Here is a 17,482-nt window from a genome sequence, read left to right as displayed (position 1 = left end):
ATGTAAGAGGTTAGTGTAACTAGCCTTTTTCAATATATAATTAGGATTTTTTGATAATAAAGATAATTTACAATTTTAGAAATGATGTCTTCTAGAGGGCATCAAACGCAATGATGACCTTTACAGTGCATCATTCTAGCATTCAGTAAAATTATTACTAAATAATTCACAGTATCAAAAAGAAATGTCCAAAGCAAAGGAAAGCAGTGGGATTCCTAATGCTGTTAGTTTTATTGGAATGTTAGAAAGGTCAATTATACTAATGATGCTTTTTGCTGGTGAATATGGTGCAATAGGGTTTGTACTTACAGAAAAATCGATTGCTCGTTATAAAAAATTGAGTGAGGATATACAGTTTTCAGAATATTATCTTTAGGTACTTTATTAAGTACTGCATTGGTTATTTTCATTTATTATTTAATTATACAAACAGTTACTCTATAAATTGTTGTTGTCATATTAAGAAAGTCAATCAGTCAGTATAAATAAGACTATAAGTTTTATATGAAAAGATTATAATTCAATAACCAGATAAGAAAAGGTTATAAAGTTATAATCTTTTTTCTTATTCCATTCAATAAGGTAATAAACTATGGTATTATAAAAAAATAAAGGAGTTTTTTAGGATGGATAAACAGCGGTCATTTTATCTTAAGGCAACAGGGCTAATAATCTTAACAATCGCAATCACAATCGGGATTGTTTTTGGTGTTGATTATTACTCTAAAACAAATATGAAACATCAAAGTAAAGAACCAATATATTTTGGTGCATCCTATATGACAATGAATAACCCTTATTTTGTAGTTATCAATAATGAAATTAAAAGTGTTGTGGAAGCAAATGGAGATATTTTAATAACACAGGATCCTGCTTTATCTGTAGATAATCAGATTGATCAAATTAATTATATGATTGACGAGGGAATAGAAGTTCTCTTTTTAAACCCAGTAGATTGGGATGGTTTGGAAGAAGTGTTGGAACGATGTCAAAGAGAAGGCGTTCAGGTCGTTGTTGTTGATACCAATATAAAAGATGATGAACTTGTTGATTATACAGTAGTATCTAATAATTATGATGCTGGAGTACAGGCTGCAAACGATATGATGGCACAGAAGGATAGCGCAAAGATTGTACTGCTAGAACATACAAATGTACAATCAGCAACCCAGAGGATTCAAGGATTTGAAGATACAATTGATAAAGAGAAATACATGATTGTGTATCGTGAAAACTGTGATGGACAGTTGGAAAATGCTACACCAATTGTGAATTCAGTAATCGAAAAAGGAATTGAATTTGATGTGATTATGGCACTAAATGATCCTAGTGCATTAGGTGCTTTAGGAGCACTGCAACAAAATGATATGCTGGATGGAGTACTTGTGTATGGAGTAGATGGAACGCCTGAGACAAAGGCTCTGATTCGTGATGACAAGATGCGTGGAAGTGTGGCGCAACGACCAATTGTGATGGGGCGTAAAGCAGTAGAAATTGGGTACCAGTTATTAGAGGGAAAAGCTGAAGGAAAACTAGAACTTATTCCAGTAGAACTGATCACAAAAGAAAATATTCAATCTTATACAATTGAAGGGTGGCAGTAAAATATGAAAAATGATGCTACTAAAATTAATGATTATTTAGATTTTGCGTATATCGCTCTATGTTGTATTAACTTTATTATTATTGCTTTTATTTGTGGAGTGATGTTGGTTAGTATAGAAAGAATACTTGATAACTACTCAGCTCTTTCGTTTTTGGAATCAGTGAATAGTTTACCAATTACACCATCTATTCAAATTCTAGTTTTTTCAATTTGCGCATTTGGAATGTTAATATGCCTTTTATATATAAAGAAACATCAGGAAAAACTATCATGGTTTAATCTTATTATATATTTAGGTGTACTCGCACTATGCATTGTCTTGATGTATTATACAAGTTTTGTAAGCAATTCAATTTTACTTGTAGTGATGGCAAATTATTTCATTTATTCTCAATATAATGAAAAACGTTATGCATATTTAATATTTACAGTTATTATTTACATGTTATGTAATTTCAATATTACTTCACTATTATCAATGGTTTCTTTTTCGGATTATATAAGTTTTTTTAATAGTGAAATGCAGTCAATTTTAATAGCAGTTGTAAATTCTTTAAATACGATTAGTATTGTATTATTTATCACAATTATGGTAATGATGATTATAAAAGAAGTAAATGAAAGCAGACGGGTTCTGCAGTTGAATGGAGAACTACAGCTAGCAAATAAACAGTTATTAGAGTATGCGAGTCTGCAAGAGAAAATGGGAGAGACTAAAGAGCGAAATCGTCTTGCTAGAGAAATTCATGATACTTTAGGGCATACACTGACAAGTATCTCAATGGGAATTGAAGCTTCTCTTACCATTATGGATGAACAACCTGAACTATCAAAAACTCAGCTGGAACGATTATCTAAGACAGCGAGGCAAGGACTTACAGATGTTCGTCGTTCGGTGAAACACTTGCGTCCTGATGCCCTTGAACGTCATACTCTTAAAGATGCAATCGAACAGATGATTAATGACTTTCAATCATTATCTGGTATTGAAATTCGCTTTGCCTGTCATACACCAACATTAAATTTTGAGCAGGATGAAGAAGATACGATTTATCGAATTATTCAAGAGTGTATTACCAATTCAGTGAGGCATGGAAATGCTACTAAAATATTTGTATCCATTGCAGTTAATCCGGATACAATCATTGTATTAATTGAAGACAATGGTCGAGGAAGCAAGAAAATACAATATGGATTTGGACTACATCATATGCAGGAACGAGTAGCACTATTAAATGGAACCATTCGTATATATGGGTTAGATGGATTTGTTGTGGTAGTTGAAATACCATATCGAAAGGAGAATATACATGATTGAAATTATAATTGCTGATGATCAGGAACTGATTAGAGAAAGTTTAAATATCTTATTAAGTGCAAATAAAGAATTTAAAGTAATCGATTTGGTTGAAAATGGAAAAGAAGTAATTCAAAGTGTAGCCAAAAGACAACCAGATATTATTCTAATGGATATTCGTATGCCAGTGATTGATGGAGTCGAATGTACCAGAATCATCAAAGAAAAATATTCAGATATTCATATTATTCTTCTTACGACATTTGACGATGATGAATATATTTATAATTCTTTAAAGTATGGAGCTGATGGATATTTATTAAAAGAAGTATCCCCAAAAGAACTGACAGATGCCATTATTACGGTGTCTAAGGGTGGTTCTATTATACATCCAAGTGTTACCACAAAAGCAATCAATCTCTTCTCAGAGTTGGCAAATCAAAGTGCTGTAAATATTCATCCAGGTGATGATGGAGTGAAGAACTTAAGTGATAAGGAGTGGCAGGTGATTGAGAAGGTAAGTTTGGGATTATCGAATAAAGAGATTGCACAGGAACTACATTTCTCGGAAGGGACAATTCGAAATTATCTAAGTATTATTTTGGATAAGTTACAATTACGTGATCGTACTCAACTTGCTATTTGGTATCTTCAAGGTAAAAATAGAAAGAGTGGTAATGAATGAAATCAACAAGAAAAATGATACTTGTTATACTAATTGCACTTATGGGAATTGCCTTTGTAGTTACAGCCAATTTAAATTCTGATAAAACAATTCGCATTGGTGTCTTTGTGGGAAGTAACTGGGATGTTCCAGATGCCGAATCTTACAAAATCATTGATGATGTGATTGCTCGTTATAAAGAAGAAAATGTAAGTTTTGATGTAGAATATATAAGCGGTATACGGAAGGAAGACTATTCGGAGTGGATATCACAACAGGCATTGAAAGGTGAAGCACCAGATCTTTTCTTTGTGTTATCCAATGATTTTCCAACTTTTACCCAAGTAGGGCTTCTAGAGAATCTTGACAGTTATATCGAAAATGATCCTGACTTTGATGAAGATAAGTATTATCAGCCATCTTACCAAAGTGGTCATATCAATGAACATATGTATGCACTTCCTTACGAAAGTGTACCCAACTTGGTGTTTGTTAATAAAACATTACTTTCACAGGAAGGAATTGAACTTCCTGAAAATGATTGGACTTGGGAAGAATTTTATGAAATTTGTAGGCAAGTCACAAAAGATACAGATGGTGATGGAAAACTAGATCAGTTTGGTGTATATGGATATACATGGGAAGACGCAATTTTTTCCAATGGAGTAACCCTTTATAATTCGGATGATCCTAGCACCCTAAATTTTAATCAGAGCGGAACCACTTCCTCAATTGAATTTATGCGAGAATTAAATCAATTGAATGATAATATTAATGTAACTTCACAAATGTTTGATGAAGGAAAAGTTGCTTTCTGTATTATGCCATTCTCAGAGTATCGAACATACATGCCATACCCTTGGCGAGTAAAGAAATATTCAAACTTTGAATGGGATTGTGTAAAGATGCCAGCTGGTGAAGAAGGTGGTAATGTGTCTAAGGTTGATACCTTACTTATTGGCATGAGCAGCGATTCCAGACATAAGGAAGAAGCTTGGGAACTATTAAAAATGATTTCCTATGATCAAACGACACAAAAGAATATTTTTGAATATTCACAAGGCGTATCAGTTATTAAAGATGTAACAGATTCACAAGAAACAATCGATATTCTTTTTAGCGATAATCCAGGTGAAGTAGGCTTTGAGATGACGTTACTAAATGATGTTATGGAGAATGGTGAGTTTGAACATCACTTTAATAAATATGACAGTATTAAATCCTTAATTGATAATGAAGTATATCGAATCATTAATAGCGAGAGTGATATTAAAACTGAAATGATGTCATTACAAAATAAGATTAATGCTACTTTAAAAGAATAACAAAATCCAAATATTAAAATAAAACAGCAGAATTGCTGTTTTTAAATGCTAAAAATTACATTTGTCATTAAAAATGGTTACATTTGTGAATACCTTATTTGGCGTAAATATGGAAAAATATAGATATAAGTAGTTGAATATAGGAATAAAAGGGATTATACACAAATAAGCTTTAAAAGAATAGTGTGATGAGGATAATATGAGAAATAGAAAACGAAGTATTTTATAACGATAGGGAGGAATACTATGTTAGTAGAAAGAGAATTCATATGTTTAGATCAAGAGTATAATAATAAATATGAAGCGATTAAAGAGTTATCAAAACTAGCGAGTGATTGTGGGAAGGTCACTAATGCTAAAGATTATGAACATTCAGTTCTGCAAAGAGAGGCTGAATTTACAACAGCAATTGGTTGTCTGATTGCAATGCCACATGGACAAAGTGAAGAAGTAAAAGAACCATTTATTATATTTAGTAGATCAAAAGAAGATTTTAAATGGGATGATTTAGATGTTCAAATGGTACTAATGATAGGAATGCCGAAGCAAGAATATCCAGATAAACATATAGAAGTATTATCTAATATTGCAGGTAATCTTACAGATGAAGATGTTCGTTCGGCTTTATTGCATTCAAATAGTGAAAAAGAAATATTTGATATACTACATTTGATTGAGAACTAACGATAGCATATGAAATGAAAAATATATTCTGATTTATAGTGAAATAAGATTGAAAACCATCATTAATGATGGTTTTTTCAATTTTAAGTTATAAAGAAGTGATATTTATGAAAAAAATATTCAAAAACAAACAAAAAACTTGACAGTTTTTGAAAATATAAGTACGATGTAGTCATGATAGCGCTACCAAAGAGTTATATTCGTATGCTCAAAAGAAGTAAAAATTACAGGGAAGTATAGTTAGGTTTATGGATAACTCCCTTAAAACAAGTGTAATTGTCTAAAGTTTGATTAGATGATTGATTTCACTTCATAACATTACAAGATTACTTTATAGAAGTAATGTTTTAAGTAGGGCACATATAGTGAAACTCAATTCATCTTGATTGTTTTAAGGGGTCAAAGATGAAAGGAGATTATTAACAATATTGTTAATGACATAAAAATGAAAAGAAAAATAACTAACATTATTCTTGTACTATCTTTTTGTTTGGTATCATTTGCTGGTAGCATTCAATCTATAGTGGCTGAGGATAGCGAAGAATGGAATGTAATGGATAAAGTATTTACGGATTATGATAATTGGAGAATATCAAGTGGTGGGAACGATGTGAAAAATGAGATTACCCAAAACTCTGATTATATTAATATTGCAACAACTGGTGAAGTGACAGAAGCTAACTTATCAAAATCTAGATATTATTTCTTGGTTTCGCCAACGAATTTAAAATTTCCAACGGAAGATGATATCGCAGTTGAGGTAGAAGCAAGAATAGCTGAACCAACAGATTTTGAGGCTAACGAGATTTCAATCCGTGCTTCTGGTACGACAGATGCTGGTGGAAGAATCGCTAAAGTTATATTAAAGAATGAAACTGCAGATGATGCAGCGCATATAGTGGTTTATAGTAAATCTGGACAACATAAAATAGAATTAGATGTTAGTAAATGGAATACATATAAGTTTGTAATTAAAGAAAGAGATGCAGATGAAAATCGTAAATTTGATTTTTATGTAAATGGTGAAAAGAAATTATCAGATTTAGAAGCTCCACAAATGAAAGGTGGAGACTTGATTCGTATGGGTCATGACAATGGTAGTACAAGTTCTTTAGATGTAAGAACTACAAAAGTAAAAGCAAATGTTGATCCTGAGATTACTGATGTAACTCTTGGAAATACTTATGTAGTGATGAATCAAAGTACTGCACTGAATTTTACTGCTCATTCTTTAGCGATAAAGTCAGGAAGTAAATATCAAATTTCAATGTTAGATAAGAATGAAACAGAAGTAAGTAGTTTTACACCACAAGAGATTACATCTACTGGTGATAATACAGAACATACGATATTAGTGCCAGAAGATTTAGCATCAGGAAAGTATAAATTAAAAATTAGCTATGAAGGAACATCCTTTATTTCTGATTATTTCTTTGTGGTAAATGAAGAAGGTGCTCCTACATTTCCAAAGTTTGCATATGCAGATGAACCAGTAGTACCTGAAGACCATACCTACAAAAGTGATTTAAATCCTAATGTAACTCCTTCAGAGTGGAACTTTCCAAGTATTATTGATACACATGAAACACCGCTAGTGAAAGAAAATAATCTAGTGGATAGTGAAGGAAATCCTTATCGCTACTATTTATTCTATGCACCTCACAATGATCCAGGTGGAATTATGCTTATGACATCACAAAGTTTGGATGGTCCATGGGTTGATTACGAAGATAATCCATTTATTGAAAACTCTTGGGCTGATGGAGAAGGTGGATACTATTATAAAGATGTACCACATGTTTCATCATCAGATGTTATGTACAATGAAGATGAAGGTTTATTCTTTATGTATTTCCATGGAAATAATACGGTAACTCGTTATGCAACAAGTCCTGATTTAATCAATTGGACCTATGGTGATATTGCAGTGAGTGCAAAAGATTTTAATGCAAAGGGAAATGAAGCTAGTTACGCACGTGTATATGAGCATGAAATAGATGGATTAGGAAATAAATATGTAATGTTATTAATGATTAATGACAATGCAAATGTAAGAAAAATATACTGGGCACATTCTAAAGATGGGAAAGATTGGACAGCAGTAACCACACCACTTGCAGATCCATTATTGGCACCTGAGTGGATTGATTACAGTAGTGCAGGATTTAATGGACCTGGAACAAATGGTGGAATGTCAGGAGCGAACCTTTCAGGACCATTCCTGATGAATTGGCAAGATCGCTGGTTCTTATTAACTCATGGATCAAACGGTGATGTGATGGTAGTAGAAGTAGGTGAAAACTTTGATCAACAAATTCACTGGGGACCATTATATGATTCAGTGCCTGGAGGTTCAGATTTAGGTAGAGCAGGTGCTGCAGTATTTCTGCAAGACGATGACGACTGCTGGCATATGTTCTATGAAGGTGGATTGCGATTACGTAACAATATTTTGCATGCAAAAGAAGCAGGAGAATATAAAGTCACAAAAACAGTAGATGGTGAAGGGACAATAACACTTTCTTCAGCAACAGCTTATATTGGCGCAAGAGTAGATGTAGATGTAAAAGCCAAAGAAGGGTATGAATTGACATCAATTACGGTTAATGGAGTAGAGTATCTTTCAGATGTAACAAATGAACATCTGGTTTTAAATGATGTTCAGGGTGATTTGGATATAAAAGCAGTGTTTGAAATTGAAAAAGAAGATGTTGTTTTTGTGGAGACAAAACTAAAGGAACTAAGTATTACAGTGGAAGAAGGTACTACTCCAGAAAAAGCTTTTGCATTACTACCTAAAACGGTAATCGCCTTGTATTCAGATGGAAGTGAAAAAGAATTAGCAATTACAGGCTGGGATTACAGTACCGTTGACTTTAATAAACCAGGAGAATATAAAGCAGTTGGTGTAATTGATAATGATAATACAAAGACAATTAAAATAAATGTAAAAGTAACAAAAAAAGATGATGGGAATCAACAAACTCCAGACCCAGACCCTAATCCAGGAACTGAGCCTAACGATGGTTCAAATGGAAATAATGGATCAAACACAAATGGAGGAAGTACAAGTACAACTCAAAAACCTAGCACAGCTAGTGGAGTGAACTCTGGAGATACAACAAATGTACAGTTATATTTGATGATTCTTACAATGAGTTCTTTGGTTGGATTCAGTATAATTAGAAAAAAAGCAAAAAGTAAGTAAACAAAAAACGTGGGTGACCACGTTTTAATTTTAGAAATTCATATAGTATGAATCAATTGACTGGTTAGAATTAATAATGGATTCAGAATTTAGTTTCTTCTGACGCAATGTTTTATCATTACGTAGTAGGGTTTCAAATATTGAATCACAAACAAATAAATACATTAATGTATTTGAAATTGAATTTGAATATTTAGAAATCAATCGATCAGGAGTAATAAACTTAACATCAATGATATCGTTGAATTTTGTTGAGTCTGTACTACTAATTAAGACTACCTTTGCATTTTTTTCTTTGGCAGAAGTTAATGCTGGATAGATGTCCTTGTTTAGGATAGAAGGAACAATCGCAATTAGTAAATCATCTTCACTGAGTGATGATAGACATAATTGAATATCAATACTATCACAGTGAACATCAGCATCAATACCAACTAGTTTCAGTTTGAAAGAAAACTCTCTAGCAACTGATTCCGTATTGATTGCAGAAAATATATGAATTCTATTTGTTGATGTCATATATTCAGCACAAGTTGCTAATGCTTCTAAATCAATCATCGCACTTGTATGTGAAATGATTTGACGATAATCATACGACAATGAATCCAGTGTATTTGATTCTTTTGTAGGATCATTGATCCCAAGTGATTCATCTTGGAATTGGCTTTGAGCTAAAGCAATCTTGAAACTGTTAAATCCTTTGAATCCTATTTTCTTGCAGAAACGATTAATGCTTGCTTCCGATGTGCCAATCTTTTTTGCTAAAGTTGTAATTGTATTAGTTATAACGGTATCTTGGTTTTTCATAACGAATTGACTAATCTCATTTTCACTTGAAGTGAAGCTAGACTGTAAAGACATTATTTTCATTATTACTGTAGATGCCATTGTATCACCTCTCTATATCTACAAAATTATACCATATATTAGCGAAAATGGTAGATTTTTACGAAATCATTCACATTTTAAGAATTATATTTTCAAAAACTATCAAAAATAAGAAAAAAATAGTCATAAATTGACAAAAAATGCAATTTTATGTCAATCAAAATCATTTTAATGAAAAAAATATACAAATATCTTGACAGTTTTTGAAAATATAAGTAATATAGAATTATGATAGCGCTACCAAAGGACGATCTTTACAGTTGTCCAATCAAGTAATAAATAAAAGGAGAGAATAATGGAAACATTACAGTTGGTTTTAATTTTATTAACGTTTGTTGTAATGGTTGGTCTAATGATGGCAAGGAAACTTCCAACAATCTTGGCTTTACCAGTTATGGCAATTCTAATTGCAGTTATTGCAGGTATCCCATTAATGTCAGATGATCCTGAAACATTTAGTGTAACAGCAAATGTTCTGGAAGCTGGAGCAATGAGAATGTCTACAGCAATAGCAGGACTAGTATTTGGATCATGGTTTGGTAAGGTCCTAAGTAAAGTAGGAGTAACCAAAACAATTATTAAGAAAGCAGCAGAGTTAGCAGGGGATCGACCTCTACCAATTGCGTTAGCATTCTTAGCAGTATGTTCAATTATATTTGCAGCAAGTAATGGACTTGGAATGGTTATCTTGGTAGGGACAATCATTATTCCAATTATGATTAGTGCTGGGGTATCACCACTTGTGAGTGGAATCGTACTATTATTATCAAATGGTATTGGAGTTACGTTCTCAGTTGGTACTTTAGGGGTATACATTGATGTACTTGGATTGCCATTAGATACAGTTACTGGTTATTCATGGTTATGTGGAATTCCATTAATTGCAGTAGCAGTAGCAATGATTGTTTACTTTATTAAATTTGAGGGAAAGACAAGAAAAGCATGGATGATGCCAAATGCATCTTCATCAATGAGTGAAAGAAACGTTCGTACAATTGCACTTGTTTCGCCAATCTTACCAGTATTATTAGTATTTATATTGAAAGTACCTTTAGTACCATCTGTAATTGCAGGTATCATTATTACATTAATATTGAGTACTCCTAAGAATCCAATTCATGTCTGCAGTAGTGCATTCGTGGAAGGAATACAAGAAGTTGCAGGAGCGATGGCATTAATGATTGGAATTGGAATGTTGTTAAATGCGGTAATGGCGCCGGAAGTTGCAACAATCCTACAACCAGTAATCAATGCATTAATTCCTACAAACCCAATTATGTATGTATTAGTATTTGGTTTGTTATCTCCACTTGCGATTTATCGTGGTCCATTAAATGTTTGGGGACTGGGAAGTGGAATTATCGCTTTATTAGCAGCAGCTGGAATGAATCCAATTGCCGCAATGGTTGCATTACGTTTGGATAGTAATGTACAAGCAGTTTGTGATCCTACAAACTCTCAAAATGTTTGGGTAGCAGATTTTGTTAAAGTAGACGTTAATGAAATCTTAAAGAAAACATTATTATGGTTAGTAGTTTCAACAATCCTTGGATTAGTTGTCGCTGCAATGGTTGTATATTAAATAAGAAAGTCAAGGGTTGGAGAAGTCAATGACTTCTCCTCCTTTATATTATGGAAAGAGGAATCATATGTTTGAGATTAATGAGAATAAAAATGAATATGATGTAATTGTTGCAGGTGGTGGAATTGCTGGTGCTATGTCAGCAATCGCAGCAGCAAGAAACGGTGCAAAAGTATTAATATTTGACCAATATGGATACTTTGGTGGAAACCTAACAGCATGTGGTGTAGGTCCAATGATGACTTTCTTTGCTGGGGAGAAACAGGTGATTAAAGGATTGGGAGAAGAAATGATTCAACGTATGAAAGATCGTGGTTATTCTCCTGGTCATGTACTGGATTCCACAAACTTTATCTCTTATGTAACACCATTTAGTGCTGAGGGAATGAAGATAGTATTAGATGAAATGATTGTTGAAGCTGGTTGTGAGGTGTTGTTTCATACCTATATGATTGGTGTAGACTATAAGGATGATAAGATTACTTCCTTATATTTATCAAATAAGAGTGGAGTTCATAAATACGAAGCAAAAATCTTTATTGATGCAACTGGAGATGCAGATATAGCAACTGCAAGTAATGTTCCAATGCAAGTAGGTAGAGAAAGTGATAATGCAATGCAGCCAATGACAATGAATTTAAAGTTATATGGAGTAGATGCAGATAGATTAAGAAAATGTGTATTAGAAGATCCAAAAAAGTTTCCAAGACTAAATCGCGACATTGATGTTATGAAGACATCAAGTCGATTATCCTTTGTAGGATTTGAAAAAGAGTTTAATGAAGCAAAAGCCAGAGGTGAAATTTCAATTCCTCGTGAAGATATACTATTCTTCGAAACTAATACGCCTGGCGAATTCATTATGAATACTACAAGGATCATTGATCATAATGGAGTAGATGCATTTAGTATCAGTGATGCCGAAATTATTGGTAGAAAACAATGTGAAGAATTGTATAATTTTGTTAGAAAGTATATTCCTGGATTTGAAAATGCTCAGATAGCATATAGTGGACCAAATATTGGAATGAGAAGTACGCGTCAAATTATTGGGAAATACGTACTAAATGCGCAAGATATTATTAGTAGAAAGAAATTTGCTTCTACCATTGCCCATTCAGGATATCCAATTGATATTCATAATCCAAAAGGAGAAGGAACAACTGCAATTCATACATCAGACAAAGCATTTGATGAACATGATACAAGCTCATTTGATCGCAGTATCTTTGATGATTACTACAGTATTCCTTTTGAAATAATGATGACAAATGAATACAAGAACTTATTGGTTTGTGGACGATCTGTTTCAGCAACTTTTGAAGCACAGGCAGCAATTCGTTTAACACCAACATTAACAGCGATGGGCCAGGCATGTGGGACTGCAGCTGTGATGGCGTTAGAAACAGAGGATGTAAATAATATAGAGATGAATAAACTACAAGAAGTTCTGATTGAACAAGGTAGTTATATAGAAAGAATATAGAAGTTGGAGGCTGAAATGAGTAAGGTAAGAATTGGAATTGATGTTGGTGGAACATTCACAGATGCTGTAGCCATCAATAATGAAACATATGAATTAATGGCAAAGTTAAAAATACCAACTACCCACAAAGAAGGAGTTGCTGTAGGTATTGTAAAGATCATTAAACAATTACTAGAAGAAAATAATATTGCTCCTGAAGATGTAAACTTTATTGCCCATGGTACAACGCAGGCAACCAATGCATTGCTGGAAGGTGATGTTGCTCGTGTAGGTGTTGTTGGTATGGGAACAGGAATTGATGGTAGAGGTGCTAAAAAAGAAACAAATGTTCAAGAGATTGAACTGGCACCAAACAAATATCTTCATACAGCATTTGAATTTCTTGACTCAAATGCATTGAGTGATGATCAGATAAGTGAGACTATTAATCTACTAGTAGAAAAGAATAGCGAAGTAATTGTAGCCAGTGAAGCATATAGTGTGGACAATCCTGAAAATGAATTAAAAGTAATTGATAATGCAAAAGAAAAAGGATTATATGCAACTGGAGGACATGAAATTTCACAATTATATGGGTTAAAGATGAGAACAAGAACAGCTGTTGTAAATGCTTCTTTAATACCAAAGATGATGCAAACAGCAAATATGACAGAACAGGCAGTAAAAGATACAAAGATTTCATCAAACTTAATGATTATGCGTTGTGATGGTGGAGTCATGAGTATTAATGAAGTTAGAAAAAGACCAATCCTGACAATGCTTTCTGGTTTGGCTGCAGGAGTTGCTGGAGCATTAATGTATGAGAAAATTAGTGATGGTATCTTCTTCGAAGTAGGTGGAACCAGTATTGATATTTCTGTTATTAAAAATGGAAAAGTAATGATTAAATATGCACAAGTTGGAGGACATAAAACATACTTACGCTCTTTAGATGTAAGAACTCTAGCAGTAGCAGGTGGAAGTATGATTCGTGTGAAAAACAAAGAAATTGTAGATGTTGGACCAAGAAGTGCACACATTGCAGGAATTGAATACGAATGTTTTATCTCAGATTCTACGAATTTTGCAGATATTGAGTTTGTATCACCAAGAGAAGACGATCCTTGTGAATATGCAATTGTAAAATGTGAACAAGGCAATAACTATTCTTATACATTAGCAGGAGCAGCAAACTTACTTGGATATATTCCAGATGGTGATTATGCTTATGGTAATGCTGAGAATAATAAAAAGGCATGGAAAGTATTAGCTGACTATCTAGGAATGAGTGTAGAAGATACAGCACGTAAAGTTATAAATGTTGCGACTGACAAGTTAGTTGGATTAATTGATGAATTAGTCCATGAATATGAGCTTGATAAGAAATTTATCACTTTAGTTGGTGGTGGAGGAAGTGGAGCAGTTGTTGTTCCTGCCTTAGCCGAAAAGATGGGAATGCAATGTAAGATTGCCAAAAATGCTCCATATATCTCAACAATTGGAGTTGCACTTGCAATGGTAAGTGAAGAAATTGAACGTTCAATTTCAAATCCAACCGAACAAGATATCAAACAAATTCGTTCAGATATTATTGAAAAAATAGTACAATCAGGTGCAAAAGAAGAAACCGTTGATGTAAGTATTGAAATTGACTCACAAAAAAATGTCGTACGTGCGGTGGCGACTGGTTCAACTGAGTTTAGAAACAAAGATTTGAATGCAACTGAATTGGATGAAGATGCATTATTAAAGATTTCATCCGAAGCATTAGTCACTCCACTGGAAACAGTAGAATGTCGTTGCAAAACAGGACGTTGGTACTTAATGGAGTCAGTTACTGAACAAAAGAAATTCTTATTTAAATCAAAAATCAGAAGTGTTGCAGTTATTGACCGTGAAGGTGTTGTTCGATTTAAACGAGAAAAAACTAATTATGTAATATTTAATAAGCAAGAAAGAGAAAATGTATTCATTCCCTTTATTGATGAAAATACAGTATACTCAGATGCCAATGCAACAATTCCTAAAGTCTTCTTGTTTTATAAAGAAAAAATGTTAGACTTAACTGGAATGCAAAATATGACACAGTTATTATCAATTATGGATGTTGAAACTGAGATGCTAAAAGATGATGATTCTATCATTGCAGTAGCATACAAATAGGAGTAATTATGGAAAACAATTCTAATATTTTATACGCTTTTTTAGAACTCCAACAAGACTTATTCTTTGATAAAATACCGAAAGAAAAATATCGGTATTTTATTGAAGAGTCAATAAAACAAGGAACAAACGTATATGAAGAATATAAAGGTGAAGATATTTTAGACCTTTATGAGAAAAATAATATACAAATCGTTATTGATCCAGGTGATGGAGAATTCTACAAAGTTCGTTTAAGAGCACAATTTGAGTTTGATAAAGCAGGTAACCATAAAGTTTATATTTATCGAAAATCAATTGATGACCTTGCCAAACATATTGGTATGGATTTCGATACGATTATGAAAATGTACTTGAGTCATGAGTTTTTTCATTATGATGAAATGACCAAAAACCGAGTCGTTGCTAATCAGTTAGATAGTGTTGAAAGAGCAAAAATATTAGGAAAAAAATTATATGCGAGGATAAATCGAACAAGCGAAATAGGAGCACATATATTTGCTAAGTTAATGATGGATTTACCTTATATGCCAAATTATTACGACTATTTATATTTGATTAGTTTGAAAGAATTATCAAGTAGTTATTTAGAAAATAGAGAAGCAGAAGTAAATAATTTATTACAGTTATAATTATAACTGAAGGAGAACATAATGAAATATGCTGTAGGGATTGACATTGGTGGAACAAATACCAGAGTTGCATTATATGATGAAAAATTACAGTTAATAGAAAGAGTACAGTTTCCTACAAATAGCGAGGATCCAGAAATTACTTTAGAAAGAATCAATAATGCAATAAATGTATTTGATAAAGATATCGTTGGTATTGGTGTTTCTTGTCCAGGACCATTGGATTTAATTAATGGTATGGTACTAAATCCACCAAACTTATCTGGAGGATGGACAAATTATCCAATAGTAAAAAGATTCAAAGAGATTACTGGAATTCCTACATTTCTAGAAAATGATGCAAACCTAGCTGCCTTGGCAGAAGCAATGGTTGGTCAAGGAAAAGGATTACGTTATGTGCAGTTTCTTACTATATCTACAGGTATTGGTTCTGGATTGATTATTAACAAAGAAATCTTCAGAGGTGCACATGGTTATGCAAATGAGATTGCCAATATGATTATGTGGAAGGAAGGACCTGCTCATGGGAAGTTATCACCAGGAGCAATTGAAGGAATTGCTAGTGGAACTGCCATTACTAACCGTGCCAAGAGTGCTGGAATGGATATAGAACATGCTGGAGAAGTAAATGACTTAGCCATATCTGGAAATGCAATTGCCCAGGAAATAATGGATGATGCTAAAGAATATCTGGCAAATACATTAGCTGCAATTTTTGCAGTAGTAAATCCGGAAATCATTATTTTAGGTGGTAGTGTAGCACTAAAAATAGATGGGTTTGTGGAAGAAGTAGAGAAGCGAGCAAAACAAAAAGTTTACATGGGACTTGAGAATTATGTAAGAGTAGTAAAATCAAATCTTGATGAAGATAGTGGTTTGATTGGTGCAGCTTGTTTAGTGTTTAATAACGCATAGTTATTAGAGGCATTTATGATATACAAAGGATTAGATTTACATGGTATTAATGATATTGTGGAGATTGATGGTTGTGATATCTTCTCAAGATATCCTCAAAGAATAAATGATAAAATAGGACACAATATTGCATATCAGTTCACATCAGCAGAAATACGACTTGTTCCACTTGGAAAAGTAACTATCACAATTGCAAGTAAGTTTAGTTTTATTCAACCAAAGTGTATGATTTACTATGGTGATTTTGCATCACCTGAAGAGTTTATTATTCATCGTGAGCGAACGTTTCTTATTGAACCTTTAAAGAAGTTTGATATTCCTGTAAAAGAGCAGACCAATCGTTTGGATGATGAATCTGATTTTTCACTAGATGTGGTACGAATTATATTACATGGAGAAGGATTCTATATCAAAGATATTAGTGGTGAGTATCGTTTACCAAATTCATCTGAGATTCCATCAAAAAAGGTACTATCATATGGAACGAGTGTCACCCAAGGAATTGGAGCTACCTCACCAGATATGTCCTATCCTTGGATTCTAGGAAGAAACTTACATATGGATTCTTATAACTATGCTTTATCAGGCAAGTGTCTATGTGAAGAAGAAGTTGTAAAGTTTATCGCTCAAAGCAATCAATATGATGTGATTACGATTGAAGCATCCGTGAATATGATTTCATTAGGATACCATGAAGATGAATACTATAAACGTTTAAAGCAGATGCTACAAATATTACGAAAATATCAAAGAGATAGCTTAATTGTATGTATTGATATTTTACCTTATTGGGCCGATTATGGTTTTGTAAATCTTCAACAAACGAGTATTTCAAATTCAAATAAATACAAAGAAAAGCTGAGATTAGCAATAGAAGAATTAAATGATAAAAATATTATTCTAGTTGATTCCCATAATTGTATCTCAATACATAACTTAAGTAGTGATTTGATACATCCAACAAATCATGGAATGGTTGAACTTGCATATAATATATCTAAGGAAATTAATAAATATTATAAAAAATGAAAACATATGAGATTCCTTCGGGAA

General features: G+C 32.9%; 14 protein-coding genes. 13 read left to right on the top strand and 1 reads right to left on the bottom strand.

The features are described 5' to 3' along the window. Positions 1 to 184 precede the first annotated feature (184 nt). The 7 genes from J2S15_RS05650 (at position 185) to J2S15_RS05620 (ending at position 8,784) form a co-directional block, all read left to right on the top strand. A complete protein-coding gene (locus J2S15_RS05650) occupies positions 185 to 376 on the top strand; it encodes a hypothetical protein (protein ID WP_307406281.1) in 192 nt (63 codons plus the stop codon). Positions 377 to 626: 250 nt separating this feature from the next. Continuing rightward, positions 627 to 1,604 carry a sugar ABC transporter substrate-binding protein gene (locus J2S15_RS05645; RefSeq protein WP_307406279.1) on the top strand — a complete coding sequence of 326 codons (978 nt, stop codon included), beginning with the start codon at positions 627 to 629 and terminating at the stop codon, positions 1,602 to 1,604. Positions 1,605 to 1,607: 3 nt separating this feature from the next. Then, positions 1,608 to 2,924 (top strand): sensor histidine kinase, encoded by a 1,317-nt coding sequence (locus J2S15_RS05640; RefSeq protein ID WP_307406278.1) that lies wholly within the window; start codon positions 1,608 to 1,610, stop codon positions 2,922 to 2,924. Next, positions 2,917 to 3,588 carry a response regulator gene (locus J2S15_RS05635; RefSeq protein WP_307406276.1) on the top strand — a complete coding sequence of 224 codons (672 nt, stop codon included), beginning with the start codon at positions 2,917 to 2,919 and terminating at the stop codon, positions 3,586 to 3,588. Before J2S15_RS05640 ends, J2S15_RS05635 begins: the two co-directional genes overlap by 8 nt. After that, positions 3,585 to 4,892 (top strand): ABC transporter substrate-binding protein, encoded by a 1,308-nt coding sequence (locus J2S15_RS05630; RefSeq protein WP_307406274.1) that lies wholly within the window; start codon positions 3,585 to 3,587, stop codon positions 4,890 to 4,892. Before J2S15_RS05635 ends, J2S15_RS05630 begins: the two co-directional genes overlap by 4 nt. A gap of 246 nt (positions 4,893 to 5,138) precedes the next feature. After that, the gene (locus J2S15_RS05625) at positions 5,139 to 5,576 is read left to right on the top strand and encodes a PTS sugar transporter subunit IIA (protein ID WP_307406272.1); all 438 of its coding nucleotides are present in this window, start codon (positions 5,139 to 5,141) and stop codon (positions 5,574 to 5,576) included. 445 nt (positions 5,577 to 6,021) lie between these two features. Further along, positions 6,022 to 8,784 carry an Ig-like domain-containing protein gene (locus J2S15_RS05620; protein ID WP_307406271.1) on the top strand — a complete coding sequence of 921 codons (2,763 nt, stop codon included), beginning with the start codon at positions 6,022 to 6,024 and terminating at the stop codon, positions 8,782 to 8,784. A gap of 30 nt (positions 8,785 to 8,814) precedes the next feature. Here the strand turns inward: J2S15_RS05620 and J2S15_RS05615 are convergent, their stop codons facing one another. Continuing rightward, complete coding sequence (locus J2S15_RS05615; RefSeq protein ID WP_307406270.1) at positions 8,815 to 9,672, bottom strand: MurR/RpiR family transcriptional regulator; 858 nt, start codon at positions 9,670 to 9,672, stop codon at positions 8,815 to 8,817. A 295-nt stretch (positions 9,673 to 9,967) separates the two neighbouring features. Between J2S15_RS05615 and J2S15_RS05610 the strand changes: the two genes are divergently transcribed. The 6 genes from J2S15_RS05610 to J2S15_RS05585 all read left to right on the top strand — a co-directional run bounded on the left by J2S15_RS05610 (position 9,968) and on the right by J2S15_RS05585 (position 17,458). Then, the gene (locus J2S15_RS05610) at positions 9,968 to 11,254 is read left to right on the top strand and encodes a citrate transporter (RefSeq protein ID WP_307406269.1); all 1,287 of its coding nucleotides are present in this window, start codon (positions 9,968 to 9,970) and stop codon (positions 11,252 to 11,254) included. 67 nt (positions 11,255 to 11,321) lie between these two features. Then, positions 11,322 to 12,740, top strand: coding sequence for an FAD-dependent oxidoreductase (locus J2S15_RS05605; RefSeq protein ID WP_307406268.1), 1,419 nt, complete (start codon positions 11,322 to 11,324; stop codon positions 12,738 to 12,740). A gap of 15 nt (positions 12,741 to 12,755) precedes the next feature. Then, the gene (locus tag J2S15_RS05600; RefSeq protein WP_307406266.1) at positions 12,756 to 14,882 is read left to right on the top strand and encodes a hydantoinase/oxoprolinase family protein; all 2,127 of its coding nucleotides are present in this window, start codon (positions 12,756 to 12,758) and stop codon (positions 14,880 to 14,882) included. Between the two features lie 8 nt (positions 14,883 to 14,890). Then, positions 14,891 to 15,514 carry a hypothetical protein gene (locus tag J2S15_RS05595; protein ID WP_307406265.1) on the top strand — a complete coding sequence of 208 codons (624 nt, stop codon included), beginning with the start codon at positions 14,891 to 14,893 and terminating at the stop codon, positions 15,512 to 15,514. Positions 15,515 to 15,535: 21 nt separating this feature from the next. Then, the gene (locus J2S15_RS05590) at positions 15,536 to 16,429 is read left to right on the top strand and encodes an ROK family protein (protein ID WP_307406263.1); all 894 of its coding nucleotides are present in this window, start codon (positions 15,536 to 15,538) and stop codon (positions 16,427 to 16,429) included. Positions 16,430 to 16,444: 15 nt separating this feature from the next. Next, positions 16,445 to 17,458, top strand: coding sequence for an SGNH/GDSL hydrolase family protein (locus J2S15_RS05585; RefSeq protein ID WP_307406261.1), 1,014 nt, complete (start codon positions 16,445 to 16,447; stop codon positions 17,456 to 17,458). Positions 17,459 to 17,482: the final 24 nt, after the last annotated feature.

The organism is Breznakia pachnodae, from assembly GCF_030814225.1.
GTDB classification, from domain to species: Bacteria; Bacillota_I; Bacilli_A; order Erysipelotrichales; family Erysipelotrichaceae; genus Breznakia; species Breznakia pachnodae.
The sequence above is the reverse complement of the archived record's forward strand: the minus strand, read 5'-3'. Positions and strand labels throughout refer to the sequence as shown.